Below are 22,819 nucleotides of genomic sequence, written 5' to 3'. Positions count from 1 at the left end.
ACTTTCACCGTGACCATGGATCCGATCGGACTTGCCGTCGTCCTAGCCAGCGTCCGTCCAGGACGGGTCGGGCCCGTCGTTGCCGATTGGTTCCTGCGGACCGTTTCCGAGCGCAGCGACGTCGTGGCTACGAAGATCGACCTGATGGATGCCGCGCTCCCCGTGGACTTGTCGCCGTCTCCTGCAGGGGAGGCGTTCGCAGCGGCGATCGGCGCGGTCGATGCGGTGGTGGTGGTTACGCCCGAATACAACCATGGATATCCTGGGGCACTCAAGACAGCACTCGATACTGTGAAATATCAGTGGCGGGGCAAGCCGATCGGATTCGTGTCGTACGGCGGACTGGGTGGAGGACTGCGCGCAACGGAGCAACTGCGTCAGGTGGCTGCAGAGTTGCACATGGTGGCGGTCCGCGACAGTGTCGGCTTTCACCGGGTACGCACCGCGTTCGATGAGAACGGTCGTGCCGACGACGGTGCGGCGGTCGACGCTGCCGGCCGTATGTTGAGCCAATTGCATTGGTGGGCAACGGCATCGAAAGTTCAGTCGAGAGCGTTTCCGTATCCTGGCTGAGTGAGATCGACGGCGCTCCGCACGCTGCGGGGCCTGCCGATGAACGCGGTTTCCTGGGAAATCGTCACGAGCATGAGCTCGGTTTCGTTTCGACCGGCGCGAACCGTGATGCGGTCACCTGCGGCGCCGGGTTGGACGATGGAGAGGTCGGGATCCGACATCGGTTCGCGAGGTGGTCGTTCGGTCACGGTCATCACCGTGGTGCCGTCTGGTCGCGAGCGCGCGGGCACCACGACGGCGTCGGCGAAATCCTGCACGAGTACATCGAATCCTCGTGTGCCTCGGTGTGGGCCGCCGTCGATGAGTAGCCTGTCCGGTGTCGCGATCGAGTCGACGAGGGGTCCCCATGCGTGTGGTCGATCGGATCTGATCAGAACGTGTGCACCGGTCGAGAGTGCGCGAAATACGAGTTGCTGAGCCAAATACAGTTCGCCTGCCACCAACACGGTGTCGACGCCTCTTCCGTATACCCGTGCTGCGACGCCATGGCCTGCAGTGTCCGACCCGAGAAGCTGGCCGCACCCGGAGATCGGAATGTCCAGGCGCTCGACGATGTCGTAGGGAAGGTCTCGGACAGGTTCTGCATGGTCACGAGGGATGATTGCGAGGGGGAGGGAGGCAATCAATGCTTCACGGTGGCGCCCGTTCATCGATACAGCGCCGGGTATGTCGGGTCGGGGAGTGGCCCCACGATTCACGAAACGGCATGCGCCACTGATGCGCACACGGCTGTAGCTCGAACCCGGGGTCAGGCGAAACGCGATCGTTGTCGACAGCGACGGAATTGCCCACAACTCGGTGAGGACAGCGGTATCGATTCGGCGACAGTCGAACCCGAATCCGGTGTCGATCACACCGGGAAGTGGTGCAGATCCCCAGTTCTCGGTCAGACGGTTGGCGGCGACACCCCGACACATGTGGGAAGCCGTGGACTGAATCTCGCTGCGCACCAGCATCCGCGAACTGATTCCCCTCGCCTCGAGGGCGCGGGCGACCCGTTCGGTTGCGACCCACACAGCACGCGATGCCCCCAATCGGCCGCCTCCGCGCGCGTCGATCGCAGCACGATTGCACGAGATCTCCAGCGTGACGGTGACCCACACCGTGCGCGTGGCGACTGCTGGAAGCGGCCCGATCAATCGTTCGTATACGTCGGTTGCCGGTGTACCCGACGCTGTGCGCATACCGTGAGCGACGATGTCGATGCTGCTCACGAAAATATCGTGCTGAGAAAGACACTCGGCCAGTGCAGAGAGGTCGAGGCCGGTATCGGTGGATGCTTCCGCACGGCCGAGCCTTGTCATCGCCGAACTGGGAGGGTGTAGTTCGAGAACACACGATAGGGTTCCACCTCGCCAGTGAATTCCGGCTGCTCGACCATCGTCTTCTGAGTAGTCCTGTGTGACTCCGGGATTCGATGTCGTGCGCGATGCGTACCGAGACGCTGTGGTGGCCCAGTCGAGGACCGGCCGCCCGGCGATCACCAGAAATGGAACTGCCGTTGCGGGTGCGGCGACCGACACGATGACGGCAAGCGAGGCGTCGAACGCCACCGCGATTGCCACGCCGAGCGCAAGGACCGTCTCGAGTGCAACCAATCTGGCGATCCTGGGAATGCGCAGCGAAACGAAGTACATCGAGGAACGCGCGGACATCTGGCGGTTGTCACCCGACCCCGATCTTTCACGCGAACGTGTTGGCGCAGACAAAATTAACTTTTCCTCCCCCCGAAGGCCACGTAGTCGAGCAGCAGAGCATCTCGTCGACTCGTGTCCGAGACTGTACCGGGTCTTCCCGCGCACTGCGCTCGTCAGGTGCCACAGGCGTGGGAGACCTTCTCCCTCCGGAGGCTGTAGTCTTTCGCGCGGGAAGGGCTCGTATGGGGATCGAGCCCGCAGCGCAGCAGGGGGGCCTAGTGGCGGCAACGCCTACAACCAAGTGGCAGGTCGGCGGGTATCGATTTCTAGTCCGACGGATGGAACACGCCTTGGTGCGTCGCGACGTGCGCATGCTGCACGATCCGATGCGCTCACAATCGAGAGCTTTGGCAGTAGGCCTCGTGGTGGCGTGTCTGGGTCTCGCTGGATGCGCCGCGTTGGCATTGCTTCGGCCCCAGGACAAGATCGGCGACGCGACGATCGCGGTGGGGAAGGACTCGGGTGCAATGTTCGTCCGAGTGGAGGAAGCATTTCATCCAGTGTTGAATCTGGCCTCGGCGCGGTTGATCGTCGGTAGCCCGGACAGCCCTGTCATCGTCAAGGAATCCGAGCTGGCCAAACTTGATCGGGGTTCGCTGGTGGGGATACCCGGAGCGCCGTCGAGCCTGCCGCATGAGGAGTCCGGCTCGCCGGAGTCTTGGACCGTGTGCGACACACTCGACTCCACGGGTGCCGTCGCCGGTACGACCGTAGTGGTGGGGGACCCGCGCTACGACGACAGAATCGGTCCACTCGACGACGGCAAAGCCTTCCTCTGGAGTACGACGGACGGAACGTACCTGGTGTACGACGGTGTCCGGGCACGAATCGATCTGGGCGATCGCTCGGTCGTGCGCGCACTCGGACTCGAGGGCGTGCGGCCGTCGAGTGTCAGTGACGGACTTGCGAACGCTGTTCCTGTGGTTCCGGCGATCGTGCCACCGGCGATCGTGCATGCAGGCGAGATTCCGACCTACCCGATTGCGGGGAAGACGATCGGTTCGGTCGTGAAGGTATCGGGTGTCGACGTTCGGTACTACGTCGTGTTGGAAAACGGTATCCAGGCGATCACGGAGTCGACGGCGCAGCTGATCAAGTTTGCCGATTCACAGGGCAGTCCCGAGATCGATTCCCTCAACCCCGACGTGTTGCCTTCGGCGCCGACGGTGACAGGGTTGCCGGTCGAGATGTATCCGCGGGTGGCCCCGAAGATCGTGGATACTGCCGCCGAGCCGGTCGGATGCTTGACGTGGGTTGCTCAGGCTGCCCCCGACGGTGGTCCTACTGCGCAGTTGGTCATGTCGGCGGGGCGCACTCTTCCTCTAGTCGATTCGGCGCGTCCGGTGCGTCTTGCGCAGGCAGACGGGGGAGGAGCGGCTGCCGATGAGGTCTATCTCGAGCCTGGCAGCGGTGGTTTCGTGCAGACCACCGGCATCGAAACGACGAGTGTGCGACAGGACGCGTCGTTCTTCGTTGCCGATACCGGAGTTCGGTTCGGCGTGCCGGACGCTGATGCCGTCGATGCGCTGGGTCTCGGTGTTCCTGCCCCTGCGCCGTGGCAGATCGTTCAATTATTGGGCACTGGGCCCACATTGAGTCGTGCCGCAGCACTGACTGCTCACGACGGGGTCGGACCCGATCCCGAGGCGGCGCGACTTCCGGCTGGGTGACCGCGGAGGTTTCGGCGCCGAAGTGGCATCGCGACTCCCAGCCCCACTACGAGTACGACCCCTACGAGGATGGATCCAGTGGTGGCGATCGACCGTGGCCGAAGGTCCGGTGGGTCGGGTACGACGGGCGCCTGCATCGATACCGGGTTCACTGCGGCTGCCGAAGCGATTCCCGCCACTTGTGCGGTCACGGCCGCGAGTGGATCGACGATTCCGTGACCGATGAGCGGATTCCAGCCATCAGCGGGCTTGTGCGCTGTGGCCTCGATACGTTCGATCACTTGCATTGCGGTCAGTTCGGGTCGGTGAGCGCGAATCAGCGCCGCTACTGCGGAGACCAGGGGAGCGGCGAAGCTGGTGCCCTGAACCGGCACAATATTGCCCTGACCGTCGACCGTGCCGTTGGTCAACCCACTGCCCGTCGGGGACAGCGAGGTCATCGAGGTACCCGGCGCTGCGACGTCCACCCAGGGGCCACCGAGGGTGAAGGCTGAGGGTTGCCCGTCCGGGTCTACCGAGCCGACGGTCAATACCTGCTCGTCGAACCACGCGGGGGTGGCGATGGTCGCGATTCGATCCCATTGCTCAGCATCGGGATCGGCTGGATCGGGTGGAGGGTTTTGGCTGCGACATTGGGCTTCACCGTTACCGCCGGTGTTGCCGGCGGCCGCGACGACAACCACGTTGCGGATGCGAGCGGCATAGTCGATCGCCGCGCCGAGGGGCCCGTCGGCGATCCCCCTACCGCTCGGGACACACGCGACCTCGGAGATATTGATGACGGAAGCGCCGGAATCTGCGGCGGTGCGCACGGCCTGCGCCATCGTCATGACGTTGCCGTATCCGGACGCGTTGTCTGCTGGTGTCTCCGCCTCCTCGTCCTCTGGGGTTCTCGCACGTTGAAATGCGTTGCTGGACTGACGTATCGATAGAATTTGGGCGTCGGGAGCTCCGCCGGCGAAACCGCTGCCGGGGACACTCTGTGCAGCGATGAGTCCCGCAACCAAAGTTCCGTGCGCATCGCAGTCCGACAACCCGTCGCCGGCAAATACATAATCCCCTCCCGGCCGTAGGCCTGGTAGTCGAGGGTGTGGTGAGACCCCGGTATCGATGACAGCGACTATTTGACCGGCACCACGCGTGATCGGCCACACGGCACGGAAATCGAGTACGCCCTGTGCATCGGGTACGGCGGGCCCGTCCGGGGTGGGCGAAGCGGGCACACAGAGATTACGTTGTTCGGTGGGCTCCGGTGGAGCAGGCGGAGCCGGTTCGGGGAGCAGTGCGGGGTCGACGAACGGTCTGTCCGCGGACGCTGCTCCGCCACCGAGAAAGGACGCAGCTACGACGACCGCGGCGCCGATCGCACCCATCGACCGTGGTGTCAGAGCTTTCACAGCCCGCGCATCGCCGCGTACAGGCCACAGACCCAGCAGACGATGGGAACTATCGCAGCGATCACTGCGTACTCGACGAGTTCTCCGGCGCGTCGGAGCACTGGTGAGTATTCGCGTTGGGGAACGAACGATCCGAAGAGGAGTGCGATGACGGAGACACCGATGGCAGCCGCGAAGGGTGTGCTCGGTCGATCGGGAATGGCAAACACCGATGCCGTCGACACCGCCAGAACGATGAGCGATCCGGCAGCAACAACAGGTACAGCATGGTCGAGTTCTGCGAACGTGCGACCGCGAAGGATGAGTACGAACGCAGTCAGCAACGCCAGTACGACTCCTGGCCAATAGATCTCGGAAATCGGGTGGCCGGAAAATGCGGCACAGAGCGTCCCGACGGCAGCGGCAGCCGAGCAAGCGCAGACAAAACCGGTGAGGTAGCTACGCGCTGTGCGTGACACGTCCTCCAGGTCGTGGAAGGAATTCGAGTCTGTTTCGCCCTCTCCATCGAGCGATGCACCAGCGGTCGGCACCGGAGGCAGTGGCATTCGCGCCTGCATCATCGACATCCTCGGTGCGGCGGCAAGCCCCAACAACGCCACAGCGGTAGCGCCGGCGCCGACTGCGGACGGTGACAGTGAGCCGAACAGCATTACCGCAGAAGCTGAAACAGCAATGCCCGAAAGCGCAGCGATACCGGTGAACAATGCCTCGCCGTGTCCACCGAGGCGGAGGGCAAGTATCGCGACAGCTCCCGCGACCGCGGCGCCGAGCATCAGATGCGCACCGCCCAGCGCACCTGGCACGAAAAGCACCCCCGAGGTGAACACCAGTGGCAGAGCGCATCCCGACAAGAAGATTCCAGTTCGCTCGTCCGAGTAGGCACGTCCGACTATCGAGCCGGCGACCAAGAACAGCAATCCGACGAATGCAGCTGCGACACCGAGGAAGATGTCCGCGGTGTAACGCGGACCTTGCGACAACGGCTCTCGAAGAAGACCGAAACAGGCAACCAGCAGTGCGACGGCGGCGATACCGAACCCGACCGACTGGGCCGTCCGAGGTGTCCACAGTCGACTCTCGGTAGCTCCCGACATCGCAACGGCATGCATCAGGTCGTCGAACAGCGGTGGCGGGGCGGGAGATTCGGCATCACCGAGGACGAGGAGTTCACCGTCGCGGACAATCGCGTCGCTCAGCGTCTGAGTTGCCTCCAGCGGCGGTTGACCGACTCTGGAAAGAACCCATGACGCCGGCCGAGGGCTCTCGGTGTCTGCCGCCTCGCCGCGCACCGCCCGGCTCCGGGCGAGATCGACTATCCCCGGGATCAGCAGCGCGATCGGCACATCGGTGGGAAGCGCCATATCCACTTGCACCGACCGGGCAAGAATTGTCAGTCGGCACAGCTCCATCGCCGCTATCGGCGCGGACGTGCCGACCGAGCGGCGACGCTCCCCACCCGTGACGCGAAGACCGGTGTGGTCGACGGGCTCGACAAGGTTCCCTGTCATCAAGTTCCCCCCGGAATTGATTACGGCAAATCACCGCCGCATTCAGCACGAATGCCGGCAGCGAGAGACTGTACCGTCCCGGTGTCGTCGAGGGTGTATCAGCTACCGCGAACGAAGCTCAGGCCGCATCCGAGATCAGACGGGGGCCAGATTGCTGACATCGGCGAGGAGCTCGAACGAGCGCAACCACGACTGGCGATCGACGACGCCGGAGGCAACGATCAGCTCGTCGGCGTTCGCGTGGCGCGCGAACCCGTCCAAGTACTCGTGAACCACCTCGGGCGTGCCGACGGCGGAATACGTCGTCATTTGGTTGATCTGGCGTCCCTGGGGCGAATCGAGCAACATATCGGCTTCTTCGTCGGTGAACTTGCGTCCGCGACCGAGAAGTAGGCTCACTCGGCTTCGCTTGGTGGCGAGGAATTGTCGCTGGGCGTCCTCGTCGGTATCGGCGGCGATGACGTTGACGCCGGCGATCACGTGTGGTGCTTCCAGCTGCGCCGACGGCTTGAAATCACGTCGATAGATTTCGACGGCCTGCTCGAGTGCGTCGGGTGCGAAGTGCGATGCAAACGCGAACGGGAGTCCGAGTGCGGCGGCCAACTGGGCGCCGAAAAGCGAGGAACCGAGAATGTAGAGGGGCACGTGCGTCCCCTCTCCTGGAGTGGCGCGTACTCCGGGAATCAAAGATTTGTCCGAGAGGTATGCCTGCAGCTCTTGCACATCCTGCGGGAATCGCTCGGCCGACGACGGGTCGCGGCGCATCGCACGCATGGTGGCTTGGTCGCTGCCCGGTGCGCGTCCGAGACCGAGATCGATCCGGTCCGGGTGCAGAGTGGCCAGCGTGCCGAACTGTTCTGCGATGGTCAGCGGGGCGTGGTTGGGCAGCATCACGCCACCGGAGCCCAACCGAATACGGCTGGTGTTCGCAGCCACGTGCCCGATCAGAACGCTGGTCGCCGAGGAGGCGATCGTGGTCATGTTGTGGTGCTCGGCATACCAAATACGTTGGTAGCCCCATTCTTCGGCTCGCTGCGCGAGCTCCACGCTGGCGTCGAAACTGTCTTTGACGCTCTCGCCTTCGCCGATGAAGGCCAAATCGAGAATCGAGAGTGGAACGGACACGGTGTACGCCTGCCTTTCGCGGAGGAGCTCGAGTGCGAAGTGACACACCGGTAAGAGTGTGAGTACTCACTTCCTCCGGTAGTCAACCGTGCGAGAGGTAGTCCTATTCCGCCTCGGCGAGCAGCGGGTGGTCGGTGGCAGTGGAGCACCGAATGGGTTAGCCTTTCGCGAAACATACTGCTCGTTGGGGAAACGTGAAGTGTGCGCGGTAATGGGGATACCGACCGGTGGGGGCATCGAGGCGTGAATACTGTTCGGTTCGTTCGTGGTGCGCGGCGTGAAGTTCCACGCACTCCAGGTGGAGAGGTGACGCTTCAGACGCCACCGGAGATACCGCGGGTAGTCCCGGGAAACTTGCTGATGAAGCTCATGCCCCTGGTCATGGTGGCAGCAATGGTCGGCATGGTCGCGTTGATGTTCACCTCCGGCATGGCAGCCAACCCGATGATGCTGATGTTTCCGGCGATGATGCTGGTATCGATGCTGGGCATGGTTGCCGGTGGTGGTCGCGGTGGTGGCGCCAGAACGGCGGAGTCGAACGAAGACCGCAAGGATTATCTGCGCTACCTCGACCAACTGCGCAGGGATGTGGCGACAACCGCGACCAGTCAGCGTGAGGCGCTCGAGTGGTCGCACCCTGACCCGGCGATTCTGTGGTCATATGCGGGCACCCCGCGGATGTGGGAGCGCCGAACCTCCGATCCGGACTTCTGTCATGTTCGGATCGGTAGGGGAGACCAGCGTCTGGCGACGCGTCTCGTTCCCCCGGAGACCGGGCCCGTCGAGGAACTCGAACCAGTCTCTGCGGTGTCACTGCGGCGGTTCGTGCGGGCACATTCCGTTGTGGGTAGTCTCCCCACCGCGGTGTCGCTTCGCGGATTCGCTGCCATTTCCGTGTCCGGCGATCGTGATTCCTCACGGGCCATGGTGCGTTCGATGGTGGCGGCGCTCTGTATGTTCCACGATCCCGACCAGTTGCGGCTCGCGGTGGTCTGCGGGCCCGACACGGTTGCGTTCTGGGACTGGACCAAATGGCTTCCCCACACTCAGCACGATGTCTCCAGGGACGGTGTCGGCACTGCACGAATGATCTATGGATCGTTCCTCGAACTCGAATCCTCGCTCGGCGAACACCTCTCGCTGAGAAACAGATTCGTCCGTGGTGGCTCGCCGGCCGCGGGAGTCCCGCAGCTCGTGATCATCGTCGACGGCGGCCTACTCGACAACAGTGGGACCGATCTTTCGCGAACAGGGCTCGATTCGGTGACGATCGTCGATCTTTCCGACTTCTGCACCGGACTTGCGGCCAGTCGAGGCATTCGTCTGTTCGCCGAGAACGGTTCGATCGGCGCTGTCAGCGGCTCACGCGTCGAGGTATTCGGCATCTCGGACGCGATGAGCGTCGCACAGGCGGAAACCGTGGCTCGAAGACTGTCTCCGTACCGAACCGCAGTCGATATCGGTATCGATTCCGGGGGAGAGGACACCGAGTCGATCTCGAGCTGGAACTATCTTGTCGGAATCGCCGACGTCGGTCTCCTCGACCCGAATCGCGCGTGGGTGACCCGTCGTGGCCGTGATCGCCTTCGTGTACCCATCGGAATTGCACCCGACGGAAGCTCGGTGGAGATCGACCTGAAGGAGTCGGCCGAGAATGGTATGGGCCCGCACGGATTGTGCATCGGTGCAACCGGTTCGGGAAAATCGGAGTTTCTCAGAACACTCGTCCTGGGTCTCATTGCCACACACGACCCGGACCAGCTCAATCTGGTACTCGTCGACTTCAAAGGTGGTGCGACGTTCGCCGGGCTCGAAGGAGCGCCGCACGTTGCTGCGGTGATCACCAACCTCTCCGAAGACCTGTCGCTGGTCGATCGGATGAAGGACGCCATTGCGGGCGAGATGAATCGCCGTCAGGAGCTACTCCGCGATTCGGGCAACTACGCCAATGTGTCCGACTACGAGAAGGCGAGGGCCGCCGGTGCCGCGCTCGCGCCATTGCCTGCGTTGTTCATCGTCGTCGACGAGTTCTCGGAGTTGCTGAGCCAACAGCCCGAGTTCGCGGACCTCTTCGTCGCCGTCGGACGGTTGGGGCGGTCACTGCACATGCACCTCTTGCTGGCGAGTCAGCGACTGGAGGAAGGGAAGCTGCGCGGGCTGGACAGTCATCTGTCGTATCGGATCGGGTTGAAGACGTTCTCTGCCAACGAGTCTCGTTCGGTTCTCGGTGTTCCGGATGCGTATCATCTACCGGCGCAACCCGGAGCCGGGTATCTCAAATGCGATTCTGCCGAGATCGTCCGCTTCGCGGCGGCATACGTGTCCGGGCCCTACGTTCGCCCTCGAGATGCAGTACGGGGGAGCAGTCATAGTTCGGTGACCGCTCGACCGCGGATCTTCAGCGCTTATCCGGTGCAGATGGATGCGGTCGAACCGTCGGTCGACGATATCGGCGCCCCGTACGACGAGCACCTACCGGAGGACGAAGCCAGGCCCGACAGCCGGACGGTACTCGACGTCGTGGTCGAACGACTGCAGGGCAGCGGTTCTGCGGCCCACGAGGTCTGGTTGCCTCCGCTCGATCTGCCGCCCACGCTCGATCGAATGATCCCCGATTCGGTTCTGTCGGCGCCGGTTGCAGCGATCGCATCGCTACGGGCACCGATCGGCATAGTGGACCGCCCGTTCGATCAACGGCGCGATCTACTGGTGGTCGACTTGTCGGCGGCCCAAGGCCACCTCGCGATCGTCGGAGGGCCACAGTCCGGGAAGTCGACGGCGCTGCGAACACTGATCATGTCGTTCGCTCTGACCCATACGCCTGCGCAGGTGCAGTTCTACTGCCTCGATTTCGGCGGAGGAACGCTCGGCGGACTCGCCTCTCTTCCCCATGTCGGATCCGTCGCGAGCAGGCTCGACATCGACCGGGTGCGGCGGACGGTCGCCGAAGTCGCGGCAGTGATCGGACGACGCGAGAGAATATTCCAACAACGGGGTATCGACTCGATCGTCGAATTTCGTCGTCGTCGCGCCGAGCAACGGATCGACGACGAGGATGGTTTTGGAGACGTCTTCCTGGTCGTAGATGGCTGGGGCAGTATTCGATCCGATTTCGAAGCCCTCGAGCCTCAGCTTGCCGCGTTGACAGCGCAGGGGTTGTCGTATGGCGTGCACCTCATCCTCACCGCATCGCGGTGGGCCGAGATCCGTCCTGCAACCAAGGATCTCGTCGGAACGAGGATCGAACTGAAGTTGGGTGACGCGTCCGATTCCGAGTTCGGGAGAGTGAAGGCCGCGCGAGTTCCGGACAGCAGGCCCGGTCGGGGAATCACGAAGGAGGGGTTACACCTCCTCGTAGGGTTGCCGCGTGTCGACGGCTCCTCGTCGACCGTCGATCTCGGTGTCGGTATTCAGCATGCGGTGGCTGCCGTTGCGCAGGCCTACGTCGGTCTTTCGGCGCCACCTGTGCGGATGCTTCCCGGGAGTCTGCCGCGAGGCGAGCTTGTCGATCTGCTTGTCGGCCGCTGGCCACGCTCACGCGGAGCGGTGCCGGAATTGCGGGTTCCCATCGGAATCGACGAGGCAGAACTCGATCCGGTGACACTCGATTTCGCCGAGCAGGCGCACTTCCTGGTATTCGGTGACACCGAGTGCGGGAAGACGGCGTTGCTCGAGTCGATCTGCACTTCTCTCGTCGAGGCCAACATGCCGTCGCAGGTAAAGTTGATACTCGCCGACTACCGTCGCACGATGCTCGGCACCGTCGACACCGACCATCTCGCGGGATATGCAGCCTCGCAAGCTGTTCTGATGACCATGATGACCGAGCTCGCCGCGAAACTCGCCGATCGGATGCCTGGACCCGACGTCACTCCGCAGCAACTTCGTGAGCGCACCTGGTGGAGTGGACCGGAGATATTCGTGATCGTCGACGACTACGACCTGGTGGCCACGTCGACGGGAAACCCGTTGACCGTTCTCGTCGAGTATCTGCCACACGCCCGCGACATCGGGTTGCACGTGGTGCTCTCGCGGAGATCGGGCGGGGCATCGCGGGCGTTGTACGACCCCGTCATTTCACGTATGCGTGATCTCGTGTCGCCTGGTCTGGTCATGAGCGGCAGTCGCGACGAAGGGAATCTGATCGGTTCGGTCAAGCCGAGCGCCATGCCGCCCGGGCGTGGCACGCTGGTCGACAGACGAGGCCAGTCGCTTGTTCAGCTGGCGTGGACAGCGCGGTGATCAGCGAAAGCAGCTACGCGGCAGTAAGTCTCGGGGACGGTCCGGTGTCGGTATTGACGGTGTCGGGTCTCGGCTCCGCGGAGTTCGAGTTTCGACCTACGGTGACAATGCGTGACGGAACGCCCGAGTACCTGGTAACCGAACTCGGGCGGGACACCCCACCGGAGGTTGCGCACGGGTACCCCATGAGCTTCGTCGAGGACGCCGAGTGCCTTGTCGGTTCGACCGTTCTACCTACGGCAGTGGTGATGCACGGTGTCCTCGGTGCATCGCTCGCTGCGGCCGGTGCACCACCGATCGTCGACGTCCTCGAAATTGCATGTCCGTCGCACTGGGGTCCCGTCGCTGTGCGCGACGTTCGCGCTGCCGCCATGCCTTTGGCGCGTGAGGTGATCGTGGTCGATGCTGCAAGCGCGGCAACCCACTCCGTCGGTCAGCGAGCGCCTTCGTACGCCATCGTCGTCGAATTGGCCGAACTCGATTCGGTGGTGTGTGCGGTCACCGCCGACGGCCGAGGCGGATACACCAGGACATGCAGATGGGATGTGCAGGGCACGCGCGACTTGGATGGTGATCGAGGGGCCGAGGCTTCGATTCTCGACCGGGTCTCGTCATTCGTTGCCACGCAACGCCATCGGGAGGGGGTGGATGTATTCGTACTGGACACTACGGACGGCGGTGACGCAAAAGTACTCGCCGAATCGCCGTATCGCATCCATCGAATGCGCGGCGTGGACATCGTTCGATCCATGGCGGCTCGCGCAGGGCTGTCGATTCCAGCGGACAGCCCGGGGCAGTCGAGGGCGAATCCAGCGGACGAAGCTGGTTGTTCGGGCAGCTCGGAAGACGAGACGGAGGATCGCTGGGCGAGGATGACGCCCATGCCTGTCCGTGCCGCAGCCTGGCTGGACGAGGTAGACAGCGGCGCAGTGTCGGGTGCCCGTCGTCGTCGGAAGGTGCAGCAGGCTGTCCTGGTGGCGGTCGCGGTGGCGATGAGCTCGGCGGTGTTGGTGGCCCTCGTGTCGATGCGTGGAGAACCGGATCGGCTCGCTGATCCCTCGCGCGCGGAATCGGCATCGGTGACCATCCCGTCCGCGCAGGTGCCCGGTCCCGTTACCTCGTCCCCACCGGCGCCGAGCACTGCCGCGCCCGCTACCTCCGCGCCGAGAGGAGTCGAAGACGGACCGTCGGCGAAATACACCTACGGCCGCGTCGAGCTTCGGATTCCGGACGGCTGGTCGCACCGAGAGGAAGCCGAGCGGTCGATTCTCGTGCCGTCGGATCTGCCCGATCGCAGAATCGTGGTCACTACCACCGTTCTTCGTCCGGGTGCATCGTTCGACGAGGTAGCCGACGATCTGTCCGCGATGGTGGCTGCCCGTGCTTCCGATGGCGTGGTCGGCGATCTGATACGGGCGAGGGACATCGGCGGCCGAGTAGCGCTGTCGTACACGGAATCTCCCGATATCGACTCGACGGTGAACTGGCAGATCTTCGTCGAAGACGATCTACAGATCAGCATCGGTTGCCAGAGTCGGCGTGGCGAACAGCGTCTGCTCGATGCCGAATGCGCCGGGGTCGTCTCCACTGTGACGGTCGCACCCGAGTGAACTGCGAACAATTCGTCCAAAAATTTCCACATCCATGGAACCGAAGGGCATCGCGCGTGCGTCCAATCAGATGTAGGGGGGAATCGCACTTGCGCCGTAGGCGAACCGCTGCCCAGTCCGAGCACTCGACCGAGCACTCGGAACCGAAGACATCGAGGAGTTGACATGGCAGAAGCCAATATCGAAACCATGATCGCCGTGGCCGCAAAGGTCGACGGCCTGCGCGACCAGATCGGAGGGCTGCTGAGGCTGCTTCGCTCGGATGTCGACCTTGCGGCATCGGGAATCTGGAAGGGAAAGGCGTCGACCTCGTTCGGTCAGGTCATGACCAATTGGGATTCGAGTGCATTCAAACTCGAGAATGCGCTCGCGGGCATCAGTCAGTCGATCAAGACCAGTGGTATCGAGTACGACCAGTCCGAGCAGGACAACGTCTCGTCGATCAATGCGGTCGCAGGCACGCTGAACCTGTGATGTCCGAGCGTGTTTCGCCGTTGCGAAGCACTCGAACACATCTCATGGGAGTCCACCACTTGCCCCACCGAACGGAAACGAGGAACTGACTATGGACGGCGAAATCAGATACAACTTCGGCTCGATCACCGATCTGGCCGGCGGTATGACCAACAAATGGCAGTCGCTCAACGACAAACTCGACGAGATCAAGTCGTCGATTCAACCTCTCGTTGCGACATGGCAGGGTGCCGATGCCGACGCTTACCAGGTCAAGCAAGGGGAATGGAACTCGGCGCAGACCGAGCTCACCACGGTCCTGCAGAGCCTGATCGGCGCGGTCAACTCCGGCAACCAGAAGATGATGGAACAGGAAGCTATGAACCGGTCCCGTTTCTCGTGAGGTAGTCGTGTGGCCATGTGCCCCGGCATTGCGCTCGATGCCGGGGCCGTGCCGTGTCCGCGGGACCAGCAACCCGAGTGCTGATCGAAAACCGATTCGGGTTGCTTCTACGTCGTGGTGCCTGTGAGGTGAAAGCATGGACCCCGTCGAAGCGCACAGGCTCATAGCCGATGCGCGGAGTGCAGCGCAAAGTCGGCTGGAGTCTTTGCGTGCACAGTTCGATGTGATCGTGGCGGGATCCGAGTGGACCACCGATGACGATCGGGGTAAGGGGAGTCGGTCAGGAGTCGGGCGGAACCCGCCTGCCGGGGGCACCGTTTGACCAGTAAATATGCTGTTGCCAAAGCACGTTGTTGAATACCTGGTGATCTAATGACACCGGTTCTGGCTACCGCGTATCCACTGTGTGGGATCAATCAGGTCGTGATGCGTCCGCGCCAGGGTCGGGCCGGCCTGCCGGCAATCCGTCCCGGATTTTGATGTTCACCTCGTCGAGCCAACTGCGCCCGGTGAACGCAATCGCAGCGCCGGTGAAGACAACTACCGCATACGCAGCTAGACCGACCGGACTCTCGATCATGAAGCCTGCGAAGTAAGCAAGTAGCGCCACCACAGTTCCCCCCACGAACATGAAAATCGAGAGCCGTCGAGTTTTCGCGCGGTAGTAGTCAGGCCGAAAACCGTTGGGGATCGACACGACAGCAAGAACTCTAAGCCTGGTGTTGACGCTGTCGACGAGCGCGGCGCGGCCATCCCAATTAGACGGGAGCCGCTCGATCAGATCCAAATCCAACATGATTCGCGTGCGAGCATCCCTCAGCCTAAGTTTCATCACGACGAACGGCGTCACTATTCCCAGCGCTGCGAGGACAACCGGTCCTATGAAGACCAGCACATCGTTACCTGTCATGGTCAAATCAAATCACCTGCGATCGCCACACAATGCGCAGATCGCGTCGGTCGTTCGAATGACTCAGCGGGTCCTGTATGCCGACCAAAACAACCGGCGCTGATAAGGTTCGACAAATTCGGTCAAGTTCTTGTGGCAACAACGGGAGCATCACACATGCGGAATCTTTGGATCGTCGGTAGCGCCGTGCTCGTGCTCGGGTTGACCGGCTGCTCGGACTCGGACGACACCGCCACGCCGACCACGACGACGACGCCTGCAGCAACGACCGTCCGAGCTGCGCCTGTGACGCCCACTCTCGCACCGCCTGCGGTTCCCGTGACGACCGCACCACCGACACGCAACGCGCCTGCAGGACTGGTCTCGGAGGCAACGTGGACCGGAGACTGGCCGTTCACGGTCACCGAGGGAACCCTGATGTGCGGTGCGCCGGATCGGGTCTCGTTCACCGCCAACCGCAATATGTACGCCTTGAACGGCGCGGCCAAGTCTGCGGGTGGGCTCGATGATGTGACCGCGATTTGGAAAGACTCGGCCTATGCCGGAGTGAAGGTCAATCTGGGCCCGATGATCGAGAAGGGGCTTACGCTTTGCTGAGTTTCGCCCTCGGCTAGTCCGAACATAGAAAAGCCCCACACCCTCGGGACAGACCAGAGAGTGTGGGGCTTTTCGTTGTGGAGACCAATCCACGTGTACACAACCACCAGAGATCTAGTACGCCTGCGAGTCTACGTGCGCCCGTGCGATCGAGCCAGTGTGTCGCCTGCAAGCGGAGTGTTACGCGCCCTAGTTCTGGGGAGGGTAACGAGCCCGAGATCCTGCGCTCATGTGCCCGTGCATCCGACTGCCCCAACCATCCAAAATGTAGCCGTACGACTGTACTGTTTGACCCGATATCGGTACACTTTTTAGCAAAAATCTCAAAAAATATTTCAGAACTGTTTTTGGGGCACAAAACGCCTGGTCAGAGGGGGTATTTTTCACTAGGGAGAGGGATGTGGCTGAGAGCGGGGTCAGCCGTCCTCCTGTGAGCCTGCCCTTACTAGCCCCCCCCTACCCTCGGACCCTCTGGGGCGCACCATCTTTGGCCCGTCCGAGCCTCTGCGACACCATCACTGGCGTACGTCTCACATGTGTGTCATTCTGAAGTTCGGTAGCCAGACCAGCTACCGACTCGAACCACCAACGGAGACAACATGTATACCGAGACTCTTCCCAGGCGCACTGCGCCACTACCGATCCCAGCGCCTGCGCCACTGACTGCGCCACAACCAGTGCCACTACCAGTGCCAGCACCTGACGACACGTCAAGCGAGACAACAAGATTCAAAGATCAAACAACAAAAGCAATCAAAGTTGTTGCAACTAAGACAGTTTCGACATTGAGGTCAGAGGCAACGAGGCATCGAGTCAGGGTGGCAGCAAGGGTGGCTGTGGCAGGAGGCATGGTGGTGCTCATGCTCATGGCAGCGATGGTGGTGCAGGGTGTGGCACTGGCTATCAACCTGACTAGCAACAGCTTCAAGCTCACGACGTGGAGTTGGGGCATCGTATCGTTGGTCTCATGCCAACTGCTCAATGCCAAGTACAGATGTCGAAGGAAGCCAGGCCTGGTCGGTATGGACAACTCGACACCTTGGGTCAACGCTACGAACGTGCAAAGCATCTGGAACCAGACAGCGTGGATCACAGCGTAAGGCGGGCTCAGGGCCACACACGTGCACGATCGGCAGGCTTGGCACACAAAGACACCCGGCACCTGGAGCAAGGGCCGTGGGGGGAAGATCAGGCCGCTCAGCTTCGACAGGTGCCGGGTGTCTCATGCTCCCGATCTCAGGGGACCGCGAAGTCCGGGACCGGGAAGTGTTGCGCCGCCGGCGAACCAAAGGGATACCCTCCCTCGTCCACATACCAACAGGGCTGAAAGTTGAAGCCCGGTATTGGCATTCGGTCGGCGGCGCTATCGAGAACAAGATGCGCGGTCTTGTCTCGACCCGCTCGCCTGCAATTGACGAACGGAAGATTAGGTTGTCCTGCAGGGCTTCTCGATTCTTGATGCCGCGACCGACGCACAGACGGCAGAAGAAAGGGTCGGCCCGCCATAGTCGAGAAGCCCTGCAGGACATGTCTAGTCGAACTTGTCGAACTCGTCCAGGTAGAGTCCTGAGGTTCTTTCGACCATTGCGCCCTGAGGGACCGTAGTCCCGTCGGCTGCGACGAAGTCGGCCAGGGCTCTTGCTACCGCCGTGCGGTCTACTTCGTCGCCAGGAGGGACTGCAGCCAGGGCCCGCCAGGTTTCGATCGGGACACCTTCTCGCACTTCCGCTTCCTCGGTTACGGGAGGGTCCTGAGAGCCCCAGGAAGCGGCCAGTGAGTCGACGCCGAACACTACGCCGACCGGATGCCGGTATCGACCTGGAAGGCCAGCGGCTGAGCGACTGCGACATCCCAGCGACTCGATGCCAGGAAGGCGATCTGGCCTGTATCGGCGTAGCGCTCGTCGAGAACCTTGATGCTGAATTGTGAACGCACACCGATAAAGAGCTGGCTGAAGTCGCCGGTGATCAAGTAGCTGGAATCGGTCGACGTACCCGCCAGGACGTTATTGGGGACGACACTCGAAACCAGCGACTGCGCAACTGAGACCGGAGGAGTCAAATAGTCTCCCTGGGAGTTCTTCAGCAGACTCAGGCTGGTAGCCGTTCTCGGGCTGGCGATCTGAGCGGTCGGGAGGAAGTTCTGTCCTAGGACGTTGCCCTGAGCCTGGATGAGCCAATCGAAGTTCGAAAGAGCGGTTCCGTTTGCACCGTGCGAAACCTTGGGCACTGCAGGCGTATTGACCAAGCCGAGAGGATTGGGTGCCACGCCATCGCCGAACAGGGCATATTGGTCTATGCCGAGCGCGTACTGGGAAGCGAACGATGCCGAGATGACGTCCCCGATCGAAGGATTCGAGTCTTCGAACAGCTCTTTGGAGATCAGGATCAAGCGGTCGAAGGTCCGAGCTGTCAAGGTCACCGAGTCGAACGACAGGTCCTGTGCGTTGCGCTGCGCTCCTTCGGCATAGAACTGCGGTGCGCCTTCGCCCGTGAGCCGTGGGACTCGTAGGGTCGAGCTGGTCATGGGAACGACTGTGGCCCCGGCGAGCAGGACGACCGACTTGGCCCGTGCTTTGTCGATCAACTGCGAGCCCAATGGGGTAGGCACGATCGCGGTCGAGTTCGTCGTCACCAGAGCCCGCTCAGCATCTGCGCCCTGCCATGAACCAGTCGCCATTCCTCGGAGCAAGCGATCGAGACTGAGGGGTTCGGACTTTTCGTCCTGCGGTCCGTTCTGCTGCTCCCAAGCTCGGAGGCTTTCGCCCTTCGACAGAGTGAGCTTCCCGCGTAGTTCGGTGGCTGGCTTGGCGGTACGTGCCTCGGAACCCTGGGGCTCTTCGGTGGCGATATGGCCGTTGCTTGCGCCGGACTTGATTGCTACGGCTCGGGATTCGATCGCTTGGAGTCGAGTACGTGCCTCGGTAACCGTGGCTTCGAGGGCATCGAAGCGATCCACATCCGAGCCGTTGAGGTCTGCCCCGCGTGTTGCGAGTTCGGTCAGCTCGGTGCGGCTTTCGGTTACGAGCTTCAGTAGCTCATCCTTGTTCAATTTCGAGAGTTCCATGATGGTATTTCCTTTGGGTGAGTTTAAATGTCAAGTAGGCGTAGACGTAAAGCCATAGCCTCGGGAGTGAGTGTGTGTCCGTCCGCACTGCGTGATCCGGTGACCGCTGCTGCAGCTCCGTAGGCACCTTCTAGGACCAGAGAGACCTCGGACAGAGCGATCTCGGTCAAGGTGCGCTTCGAGCGGGTCCTGTCCCACACTTCGGAGATCGCTCGGAAGCCGATCGAAAGCTGGTCGAGTGTGCCGTCGCGCACTAGCTCCAAAGCCTCGGAGCCTGCTTGCGTCTGGGAGATCCGGAACTCGGCATACAAGCCTTCGGAGCGCTCTTCGAGCAAGACAGCGCGGCCTAGTGGCATCGTCTGCCGATTGTGAAGTCCGAGAAGCTTGACGCGGTCGCCCCGCTCGGAAATCGTCTTGGCGAAAGCGCCTCTGCGGATGACCTCGGTGAAACGACCCTCGTACGAATCGATCTCGGCCGGTGAGTCGAAAGGTGCTGCGATACCTGCGATGATGCGCTCGTCGACAGCGTCTGAGCGTAGCTCTAGCCTGAGAGGTGTGGTGCGGTGAACTAGATTGGAGTGCATGGGATTCCGTTCGGAAACGTGGGTTGAACACACGACATCGAATCGGCCATAGAGTCAAATCCACTCTGGGACTTGATATAACGCGCGACCAGTGGAGTTCCTTGTCCGGCTGGTGCATCTCGCTTGGTTGGCGACTGCGGCGCTGGCGATCCCGTTCGTGGAGAAGATCGGGCGACCTGCTACCTATTAGCGTTGCTAACGAATCCTCGATTGTCCAGCATCCAGCCTGCAGGACAATCGGGGACCCGTTCGAGCTTTCCTACTCGGTCGGTGGTGCTGGCCATTCACCCCGTTTGGGCTCGGTCGGCTTGAGCCTGTCCAGCTCGGCCCGTCGCCAATACAGCTCGTTGGACTCGTCCTGGCTGGCTTTACCGTGCGCGGCTCGCTTCTCCAAGGTCTGGATTCGGCGGCGCAACTTCAGGATCTCGGTTCGGGCCTTGAGTGAGTCCGAGTGATCCTTCAGATCTCGGTTCATCGCGCTCAGATCGTTGTAAGACTTGATCGACCAGAAACCCATTACAGACCCCGCTCGGTTCGGTGCGCCTCGTTGAACTCATCCCACTCGACATCCGGCCCGAACCAAGATCGTTCGAGAATCAGGTACGTGATCCCGGCCGCTTCGAACGTGACTCGATCACCGACGACCCGAGCAGACGTCCCAGGATCGTTCTGGATGGCTTGGCGCTGCTCGTCGGTCGAGTCCTGCAGGGCGCTGTCGAGCGCGTCGTACAAGCGTGCTGAGGGCTTGCTCATGTGGTGCCTTCCTTGCTGTTGCGCCCTTTCGATGCGGCGATCCTTGCTGCGACCGTCTTCGCTTCCCAGTTGCCGTTGTTCCATCTGCGAGCCTTGGCCGTGGCAGTCGAGTCGGGCGCTGGGGTGAAGGCGCACTCAACCCGGCACACGTAGCCCTGGCTTCGATCTGGAGATCTTCGAAGGTTGTGACCGATCCCGTAGGGCTTCCCGCACCGCTTGCAGGTGCCCGCCCATTTCGCTGCGAAACTCACTCGCCCACCTCACCGGTCCACACGTAACGGATTCGGCCATCTGTATTGAGCGCCAGACGGTTGAGCTTCAATTGCCGATCTATCTCCCAGTCGTGGAATCCTGCTCGGAGTAGGGAGTCCCTGGTTTCGCCCGCGATATGGGACTGGACTCGGAGTAGGAGTTGGTCGGTCCTGTTCATCATCGTTGCGCCTGTTCGGGTTTCCTTACTCGGCTCGTCACAAGAAGTTGACGACCCGAGGGCGAGAGCAAGTAGAACTCTCCGTTTATCTCGCTGAGGGGAAACGGTCGGGGTGGAATCGTCGGTGCGCCTTGCTCTTGATTGTTGTTCTGGCTCATGGCTTTTCGTTCCTTTGGTAGTTGTGTGTAACCCGTCGTAACGGGTAGATTGTAGGATGTCCAACATTCCAACAGTGGAGGTTCTGTTATGTCGGCACCCGTTCTCAGTGGCCCGAAATTCATCCCGTCGATCCCGCACGACGAGCGCGGCTTCTATGTCGTGACACCGAGAGGGAAGAAGCACTACCTGCGCCCTGCTGTTACTCGATAGAGAGCCCTTCCCGGACCAAGCCCCAGATTTGAGCACTTATGGCTGTGTTCAATTCTGGGGCTTTTTCATGCCCTTTGGTCACCGAGGTGCCAGAAGCGGCTGAACCTGTCTCGGATCTTGACTGAGAGGGCAGGAGTCGGCATCCTAGTCGTCGTCGGTCCAGTACCATTCCTCGACCCGCTGATCGAACCGATCGTGAGCGTCGGCCACCGCATCGCGCAAACGGAGGAGCGCTTTCGTGGTGGGTTCGCCTTGCTCGTCCGCGCCGACCGATACCAACAAGATCAGATCCTCGGCTCGGAGCAGGCTGGTCCTGAGATCCGACATCCGGCCGTACTGCGTCCAAGGTCGAGATCCGAACTCGTCCACTTCGTCGGAGGTGTAATACTCGATATTCGAATCGTTGCCCATGTCGGCCAGAATCTCGCCGATCATCGATTCGAAAAACTCTCCGACCTCATAGCGGGGCAGAAAGCGCGCGTCCTCTTTCGGGAAAGCCCTCCATCTGGGATCTTCATATTCGAAGTCGATGGACTCGAAATCGAAATAAACGAATACCGTCGCTCGTCCATTTTTGTCGTGTGCGCCTATCCCGCCAGGATGCTTTTTGATGCCTACGTTGATCGCGTATGGATTGCTCATTCTCTTTTCTTTCGTGGTACCAGACCGTAGAGTTCGGAATTTTTATCGGGTGGTGCGCTGGTCTCGCCCTCGGTACTCGATGCGCCGCTCTCATCTTCGGGAGTGACGGAGGGCGACGACGGGCCACCGGAGGAGTCGGACGGAGGAACGACTATCCCCTTACCCTTACCCTGATTGGGACGGGACGGGAAGGGAAGGGAAGGGGGAGCGTTCTCTACGGCGTTCCTCTCGGCGTTCGGAACGGCGTTCCCCTGGTCAGGTGTGTTGACGCCGTTACGAGACGCGTTGAGTGCATTCTTCTTCTCATTCCAGCGCTCCTTGCGGATACCGGACTGCCGTTGGCGCTCTTTCACTACTCCCGCCTTCTCTTGACCATCCCATGGAATCTGGTAATTACCGCCGTCCAGAGGCGCCCAATCGAGCTTGTCGACCAGCTCGGAAAGAATGGCATCAACGTCGTCGAACTCGACACCTAACCGCGCAATTGTCTTTGCTTTGATCTGGCCATCACTGAGTATCTGATTACACAAGATCAACGCTCGGATATGAAATAGCTCGGCATCGTGAGACAACTCGAGATCGTCTACTATCTGGATCCAATTATCACTTATGCGCGTCCACGTCATTACGGACCCTTTCCTTGCCGACGGCGCACTGAGTTCATATCAAGCCCTCTTTCTTACGTCGGCGATATGAACGCATGTAGCAGGTCCTGCATTGCGTTTGTTTGTTCGCGATCCGAGTACAACCCTCGTCGGCGCATAGGGTGATGCCGTTCTTAGCGGCGCAT

22 protein-coding genes are annotated in these 22,819 nt (G+C 61.7%); 9 read left to right on the top strand and 13 right to left on the bottom strand.

All coding sequences use genetic code 11. The features are described 5' to 3' along the window. Positions 1-15: 15 nt before the first annotated feature. Positions 16-573 carry an NAD(P)H-dependent oxidoreductase gene (locus E5720_RS04045; RefSeq protein WP_136172437.1) on the top strand — a complete coding sequence of 186 codons (558 nt, stop codon included), beginning with the start codon at positions 16-18 and terminating at the stop codon, positions 571-573. Here E5720_RS04045 and eccE read toward each other — a convergent pair. Continuing rightward, the gene (eccE, locus tag E5720_RS04040; protein ID WP_247596158.1) at positions 543-2,228 is read right to left on the bottom strand and encodes a type VII secretion protein EccE; all 1,686 of its coding nucleotides are present in this window, start codon (positions 2,226-2,228) and stop codon (positions 543-545) included. The two genes, E5720_RS04045 and eccE, sit on opposite strands and share 31 nt — an antisense overlap. A gap of 260 nt (positions 2,229-2,488) precedes the next feature. On the opposite strand from eccE, the gene eccB reads away from it, so the two are divergent. Next, positions 2,489-3,940 carry a type VII secretion protein EccB gene (eccB, locus tag E5720_RS04035; RefSeq protein ID WP_136172435.1) on the top strand — a complete coding sequence of 484 codons (1,452 nt, stop codon included), beginning with the start codon at positions 2,489-2,491 and terminating at the stop codon, positions 3,938-3,940. Here eccB and mycP read toward each other — a convergent pair. The 3 genes from mycP to E5720_RS04020 form a co-directional block, all read right to left on the bottom strand. Continuing rightward, positions 3,889-5,376, bottom strand: coding sequence for a type VII secretion-associated serine protease mycosin (gene mycP / locus E5720_RS04030; protein WP_136172434.1), 1,488 nt, complete (start codon positions 5,374-5,376; stop codon positions 3,889-3,891). The genes eccB and mycP overlap by 52 nt on opposite strands. Next, positions 5,334-6,845, bottom strand: a complete 1,512-nt coding sequence (gene eccD, locus E5720_RS04025; protein ID WP_136169575.1) for a type VII secretion integral membrane protein EccD — start codon at positions 6,843-6,845, stop codon at positions 5,334-5,336. The genes mycP and eccD overlap by 43 nt, the downstream gene beginning before the upstream one ends. 135 nt (positions 6,846-6,980) lie before the next feature. Continuing rightward, positions 6,981-7,970, bottom strand: a complete 990-nt coding sequence (locus E5720_RS04020) for an LLM class flavin-dependent oxidoreductase (protein ID WP_136169574.1) — start codon at positions 7,968-7,970, stop codon at positions 6,981-6,983. A 243-nt stretch (positions 7,971-8,213) separates the two neighbouring features. Here E5720_RS04020 and eccCa point away from each other — a divergent pair, with 243 nt between their 5' ends. From eccCa to E5720_RS03995, 5 genes are all read left to right on the top strand, one after another. Beyond that, positions 8,214-12,212, top strand: coding sequence for a type VII secretion protein EccCa (gene eccCa, locus E5720_RS04015; protein ID WP_136169573.1), 3,999 nt, complete (start codon positions 8,214-8,216; stop codon positions 12,210-12,212). Next, on the top strand, positions 12,209-13,822 hold the full coding sequence (locus tag E5720_RS04010) for a type VII secretion-associated protein (RefSeq protein ID WP_136169572.1): 1,614 nt from the start codon (positions 12,209-12,211) through the stop codon (positions 13,820-13,822). Before eccCa ends, E5720_RS04010 begins: the two co-directional genes overlap by 4 nt. Before the next feature lie 165 nt (positions 13,823-13,987). Further along, entirely contained in the window at positions 13,988-14,296 is a 309-nt protein-coding gene (locus tag E5720_RS04005) for a WXG100 family type VII secretion target (protein ID WP_084348456.1), read from the top strand. A 91-nt stretch (positions 14,297-14,387) separates the two neighbouring features. Further along, positions 14,388-14,678: a WXG100 family type VII secretion target gene (locus tag E5720_RS04000; protein ID WP_084348455.1), complete on the top strand. Its 291-nt coding sequence runs from the start codon at positions 14,388-14,390 to the stop codon at positions 14,676-14,678. Between the two features lie 136 nt (positions 14,679-14,814). Next, positions 14,815-15,000, top strand: a complete 186-nt coding sequence (locus E5720_RS03995; RefSeq protein WP_136169571.1) for a hypothetical protein — start codon at positions 14,815-14,817, stop codon at positions 14,998-15,000. 90 nt (positions 15,001-15,090) lie between these two features. Here the strand turns inward: E5720_RS03995 and E5720_RS03990 are convergent, their stop codons facing one another. Beyond that, the gene (locus E5720_RS03990; RefSeq protein WP_136169570.1) at positions 15,091-15,588 is read right to left on the bottom strand and encodes a hypothetical protein; all 498 of its coding nucleotides are present in this window, start codon (positions 15,586-15,588) and stop codon (positions 15,091-15,093) included. Positions 15,589-15,744: 156 nt separating this feature from the next. On the opposite strand from E5720_RS03990, the gene E5720_RS03985 reads away from it, so the two are divergent. Together E5720_RS03985 and E5720_RS03980 are read left to right on the top strand one after the other, a co-directional pair. Next, positions 15,745-16,185 carry a DUF2511 domain-containing protein gene (locus E5720_RS03985; protein ID WP_136169569.1) on the top strand — a complete coding sequence of 147 codons (441 nt, stop codon included), beginning with the start codon at positions 15,745-15,747 and terminating at the stop codon, positions 16,183-16,185. Between the two features lie 830 nt (positions 16,186-17,015). Beyond that, positions 17,016-17,285 (top strand): hypothetical protein, encoded by a 270-nt coding sequence (locus E5720_RS03980; RefSeq protein WP_136169568.1) that lies wholly within the window; start codon positions 17,016-17,018, stop codon positions 17,283-17,285. 431 nt (positions 17,286-17,716) lie between these two features. Here E5720_RS03980 and E5720_RS03975 read toward each other — a convergent pair whose 3' ends face one another. The 8 genes from E5720_RS03975 to E5720_RS03940 all read right to left on the bottom strand — a co-directional run bounded on the left by E5720_RS03975 (position 17,717) and on the right by E5720_RS03940 (position 22,655). Continuing rightward, positions 17,717-17,908: a hypothetical protein gene (locus E5720_RS03975; RefSeq protein WP_136169567.1), complete on the bottom strand. Its 192-nt coding sequence runs from the start codon at positions 17,906-17,908 to the stop codon at positions 17,717-17,719. Between the two features lie 68 nt (positions 17,909-17,976). After that, positions 17,977-19,251 (bottom strand): phage major capsid protein, encoded by a 1,275-nt coding sequence (locus E5720_RS03970; protein WP_136169566.1) that lies wholly within the window; start codon positions 19,249-19,251, stop codon positions 17,977-17,979. Between the two features lie 23 nt (positions 19,252-19,274). Continuing rightward, the gene (locus E5720_RS03965; protein WP_136169565.1) at positions 19,275-19,835 is read right to left on the bottom strand and encodes an HK97 family phage prohead protease; all 561 of its coding nucleotides are present in this window, start codon (positions 19,833-19,835) and stop codon (positions 19,275-19,277) included. 259 nt (positions 19,836-20,094) lie between these two features. Continuing rightward, positions 20,095-20,352, bottom strand: coding sequence for a hypothetical protein (locus E5720_RS03960; RefSeq protein ID WP_136169564.1), 258 nt, complete (start codon positions 20,350-20,352; stop codon positions 20,095-20,097). Continuing rightward, on the bottom strand, positions 20,352-20,588 hold the full coding sequence (locus E5720_RS03955) for a hypothetical protein (protein WP_136169563.1): 237 nt from the start codon (positions 20,586-20,588) through the stop codon (positions 20,352-20,354). The genes E5720_RS03960 and E5720_RS03955 overlap by 1 nt, the downstream gene beginning before the upstream one ends. A 247-nt stretch (positions 20,589-20,835) precedes the next feature. Continuing rightward, positions 20,836-21,021 (bottom strand): hypothetical protein, encoded by a 186-nt coding sequence (locus tag E5720_RS03950; RefSeq protein ID WP_136169562.1) that lies wholly within the window; start codon positions 21,019-21,021, stop codon positions 20,836-20,838. A gap of 510 nt (positions 21,022-21,531) precedes the next feature. Continuing rightward, positions 21,532-22,029, bottom strand: a complete 498-nt coding sequence (locus E5720_RS03945) for a hypothetical protein (RefSeq protein WP_136169561.1) — start codon at positions 22,027-22,029, stop codon at positions 21,532-21,534. After that, entirely contained in the window at positions 22,026-22,655 is a 630-nt protein-coding gene (locus tag E5720_RS03940) for a hypothetical protein (RefSeq protein ID WP_136169560.1), read from the bottom strand. Before E5720_RS03940 ends, E5720_RS03945 begins: the two co-directional genes overlap by 4 nt. Positions 22,656-22,819: the final 164 nt, after the last annotated feature.

This window comes from Rhodococcus sp. PAMC28707 (genome assembly GCF_004795915.1).
Classification (GTDB): Bacteria; Actinomycetota; Actinomycetes; order Mycobacteriales; family Mycobacteriaceae; genus Rhodococcoides.
Note: the sequence above shows the minus strand (reverse complement) of the source record. Positions and strands in the feature narration are given on the sequence as shown.

Bases quoted from the DNA above. Each gene is read 5' to 3' on its own strand.
- E5720_RS04045 (WP_136172437.1), top strand. From the start codon at position 16: ATGGATCCGATCGGACTTGCCGTCGTCCTAGCCAGCGTCCGTCCAGGA.
- eccE (WP_247596158.1), bottom strand. From the start codon at position 2,228: ATGTCCGCGCGTTCCTCGATGTACTTCGTTTCGCTGCGCATTCCCAGG.
- eccD (WP_136169575.1), bottom strand. From the start codon at position 6,845: ATGACAGGGAACCTTGTCGAGCCCGTCGACCACACCGGTCTTCGCGTC.
- E5720_RS04005 (WP_084348456.1), top strand. From the start codon at position 13,988: ATGGCAGAAGCCAATATCGAAACCATGATCGCCGTGGCCGCAAAGGTC.
- E5720_RS04000 (WP_084348455.1), top strand. From the start codon at position 14,388: ATGGACGGCGAAATCAGATACAACTTCGGCTCGATCACCGATCTGGCC.
- E5720_RS03995 (WP_136169571.1), top strand. From the start codon at position 14,815: ATGGACCCCGTCGAAGCGCACAGGCTCATAGCCGATGCGCGGAGTGCA.
- E5720_RS03990 (WP_136169570.1), bottom strand. From the start codon at position 15,588: ATGACAGGTAACGATGTGCTGGTCTTCATAGGACCGGTTGTCCTCGCA.
- E5720_RS03985 (WP_136169569.1), top strand. From the start codon at position 15,745: ATGCGGAATCTTTGGATCGTCGGTAGCGCCGTGCTCGTGCTCGGGTTG.
- E5720_RS03970 (WP_136169566.1), bottom strand. From the start codon at position 19,251: ATGGAACTCTCGAAATTGAACAAGGATGAGCTACTGAAGCTCGTAACC.
- E5720_RS03965 (WP_136169565.1), bottom strand. From the start codon at position 19,835: ATGCACTCCAATCTAGTTCACCGCACCACACCTCTCAGGCTAGAGCTA.
- E5720_RS03960 (WP_136169564.1), bottom strand. From the start codon at position 20,352: ATGGGTTTCTGGTCGATCAAGTCTTACAACGATCTGAGCGCGATGAAC.
- E5720_RS03955 (WP_136169563.1), bottom strand. From the start codon at position 20,588: ATGAGCAAGCCCTCAGCACGCTTGTACGACGCGCTCGACAGCGCCCTG.
- E5720_RS03950 (WP_136169562.1), bottom strand. From the start codon at position 21,021: ATGATGAACAGGACCGACCAACTCCTACTCCGAGTCCAGTCCCATATC.
- E5720_RS03945 (WP_136169561.1), bottom strand. From the start codon at position 22,029: ATGAGCAATCCATACGCGATCAACGTAGGCATCAAAAAGCATCCTGGC.
- E5720_RS03940 (WP_136169560.1), bottom strand. From the start codon at position 22,655: ATGACGTGGACGCGCATAAGTGATAATTGGATCCAGATAGTAGACGAT.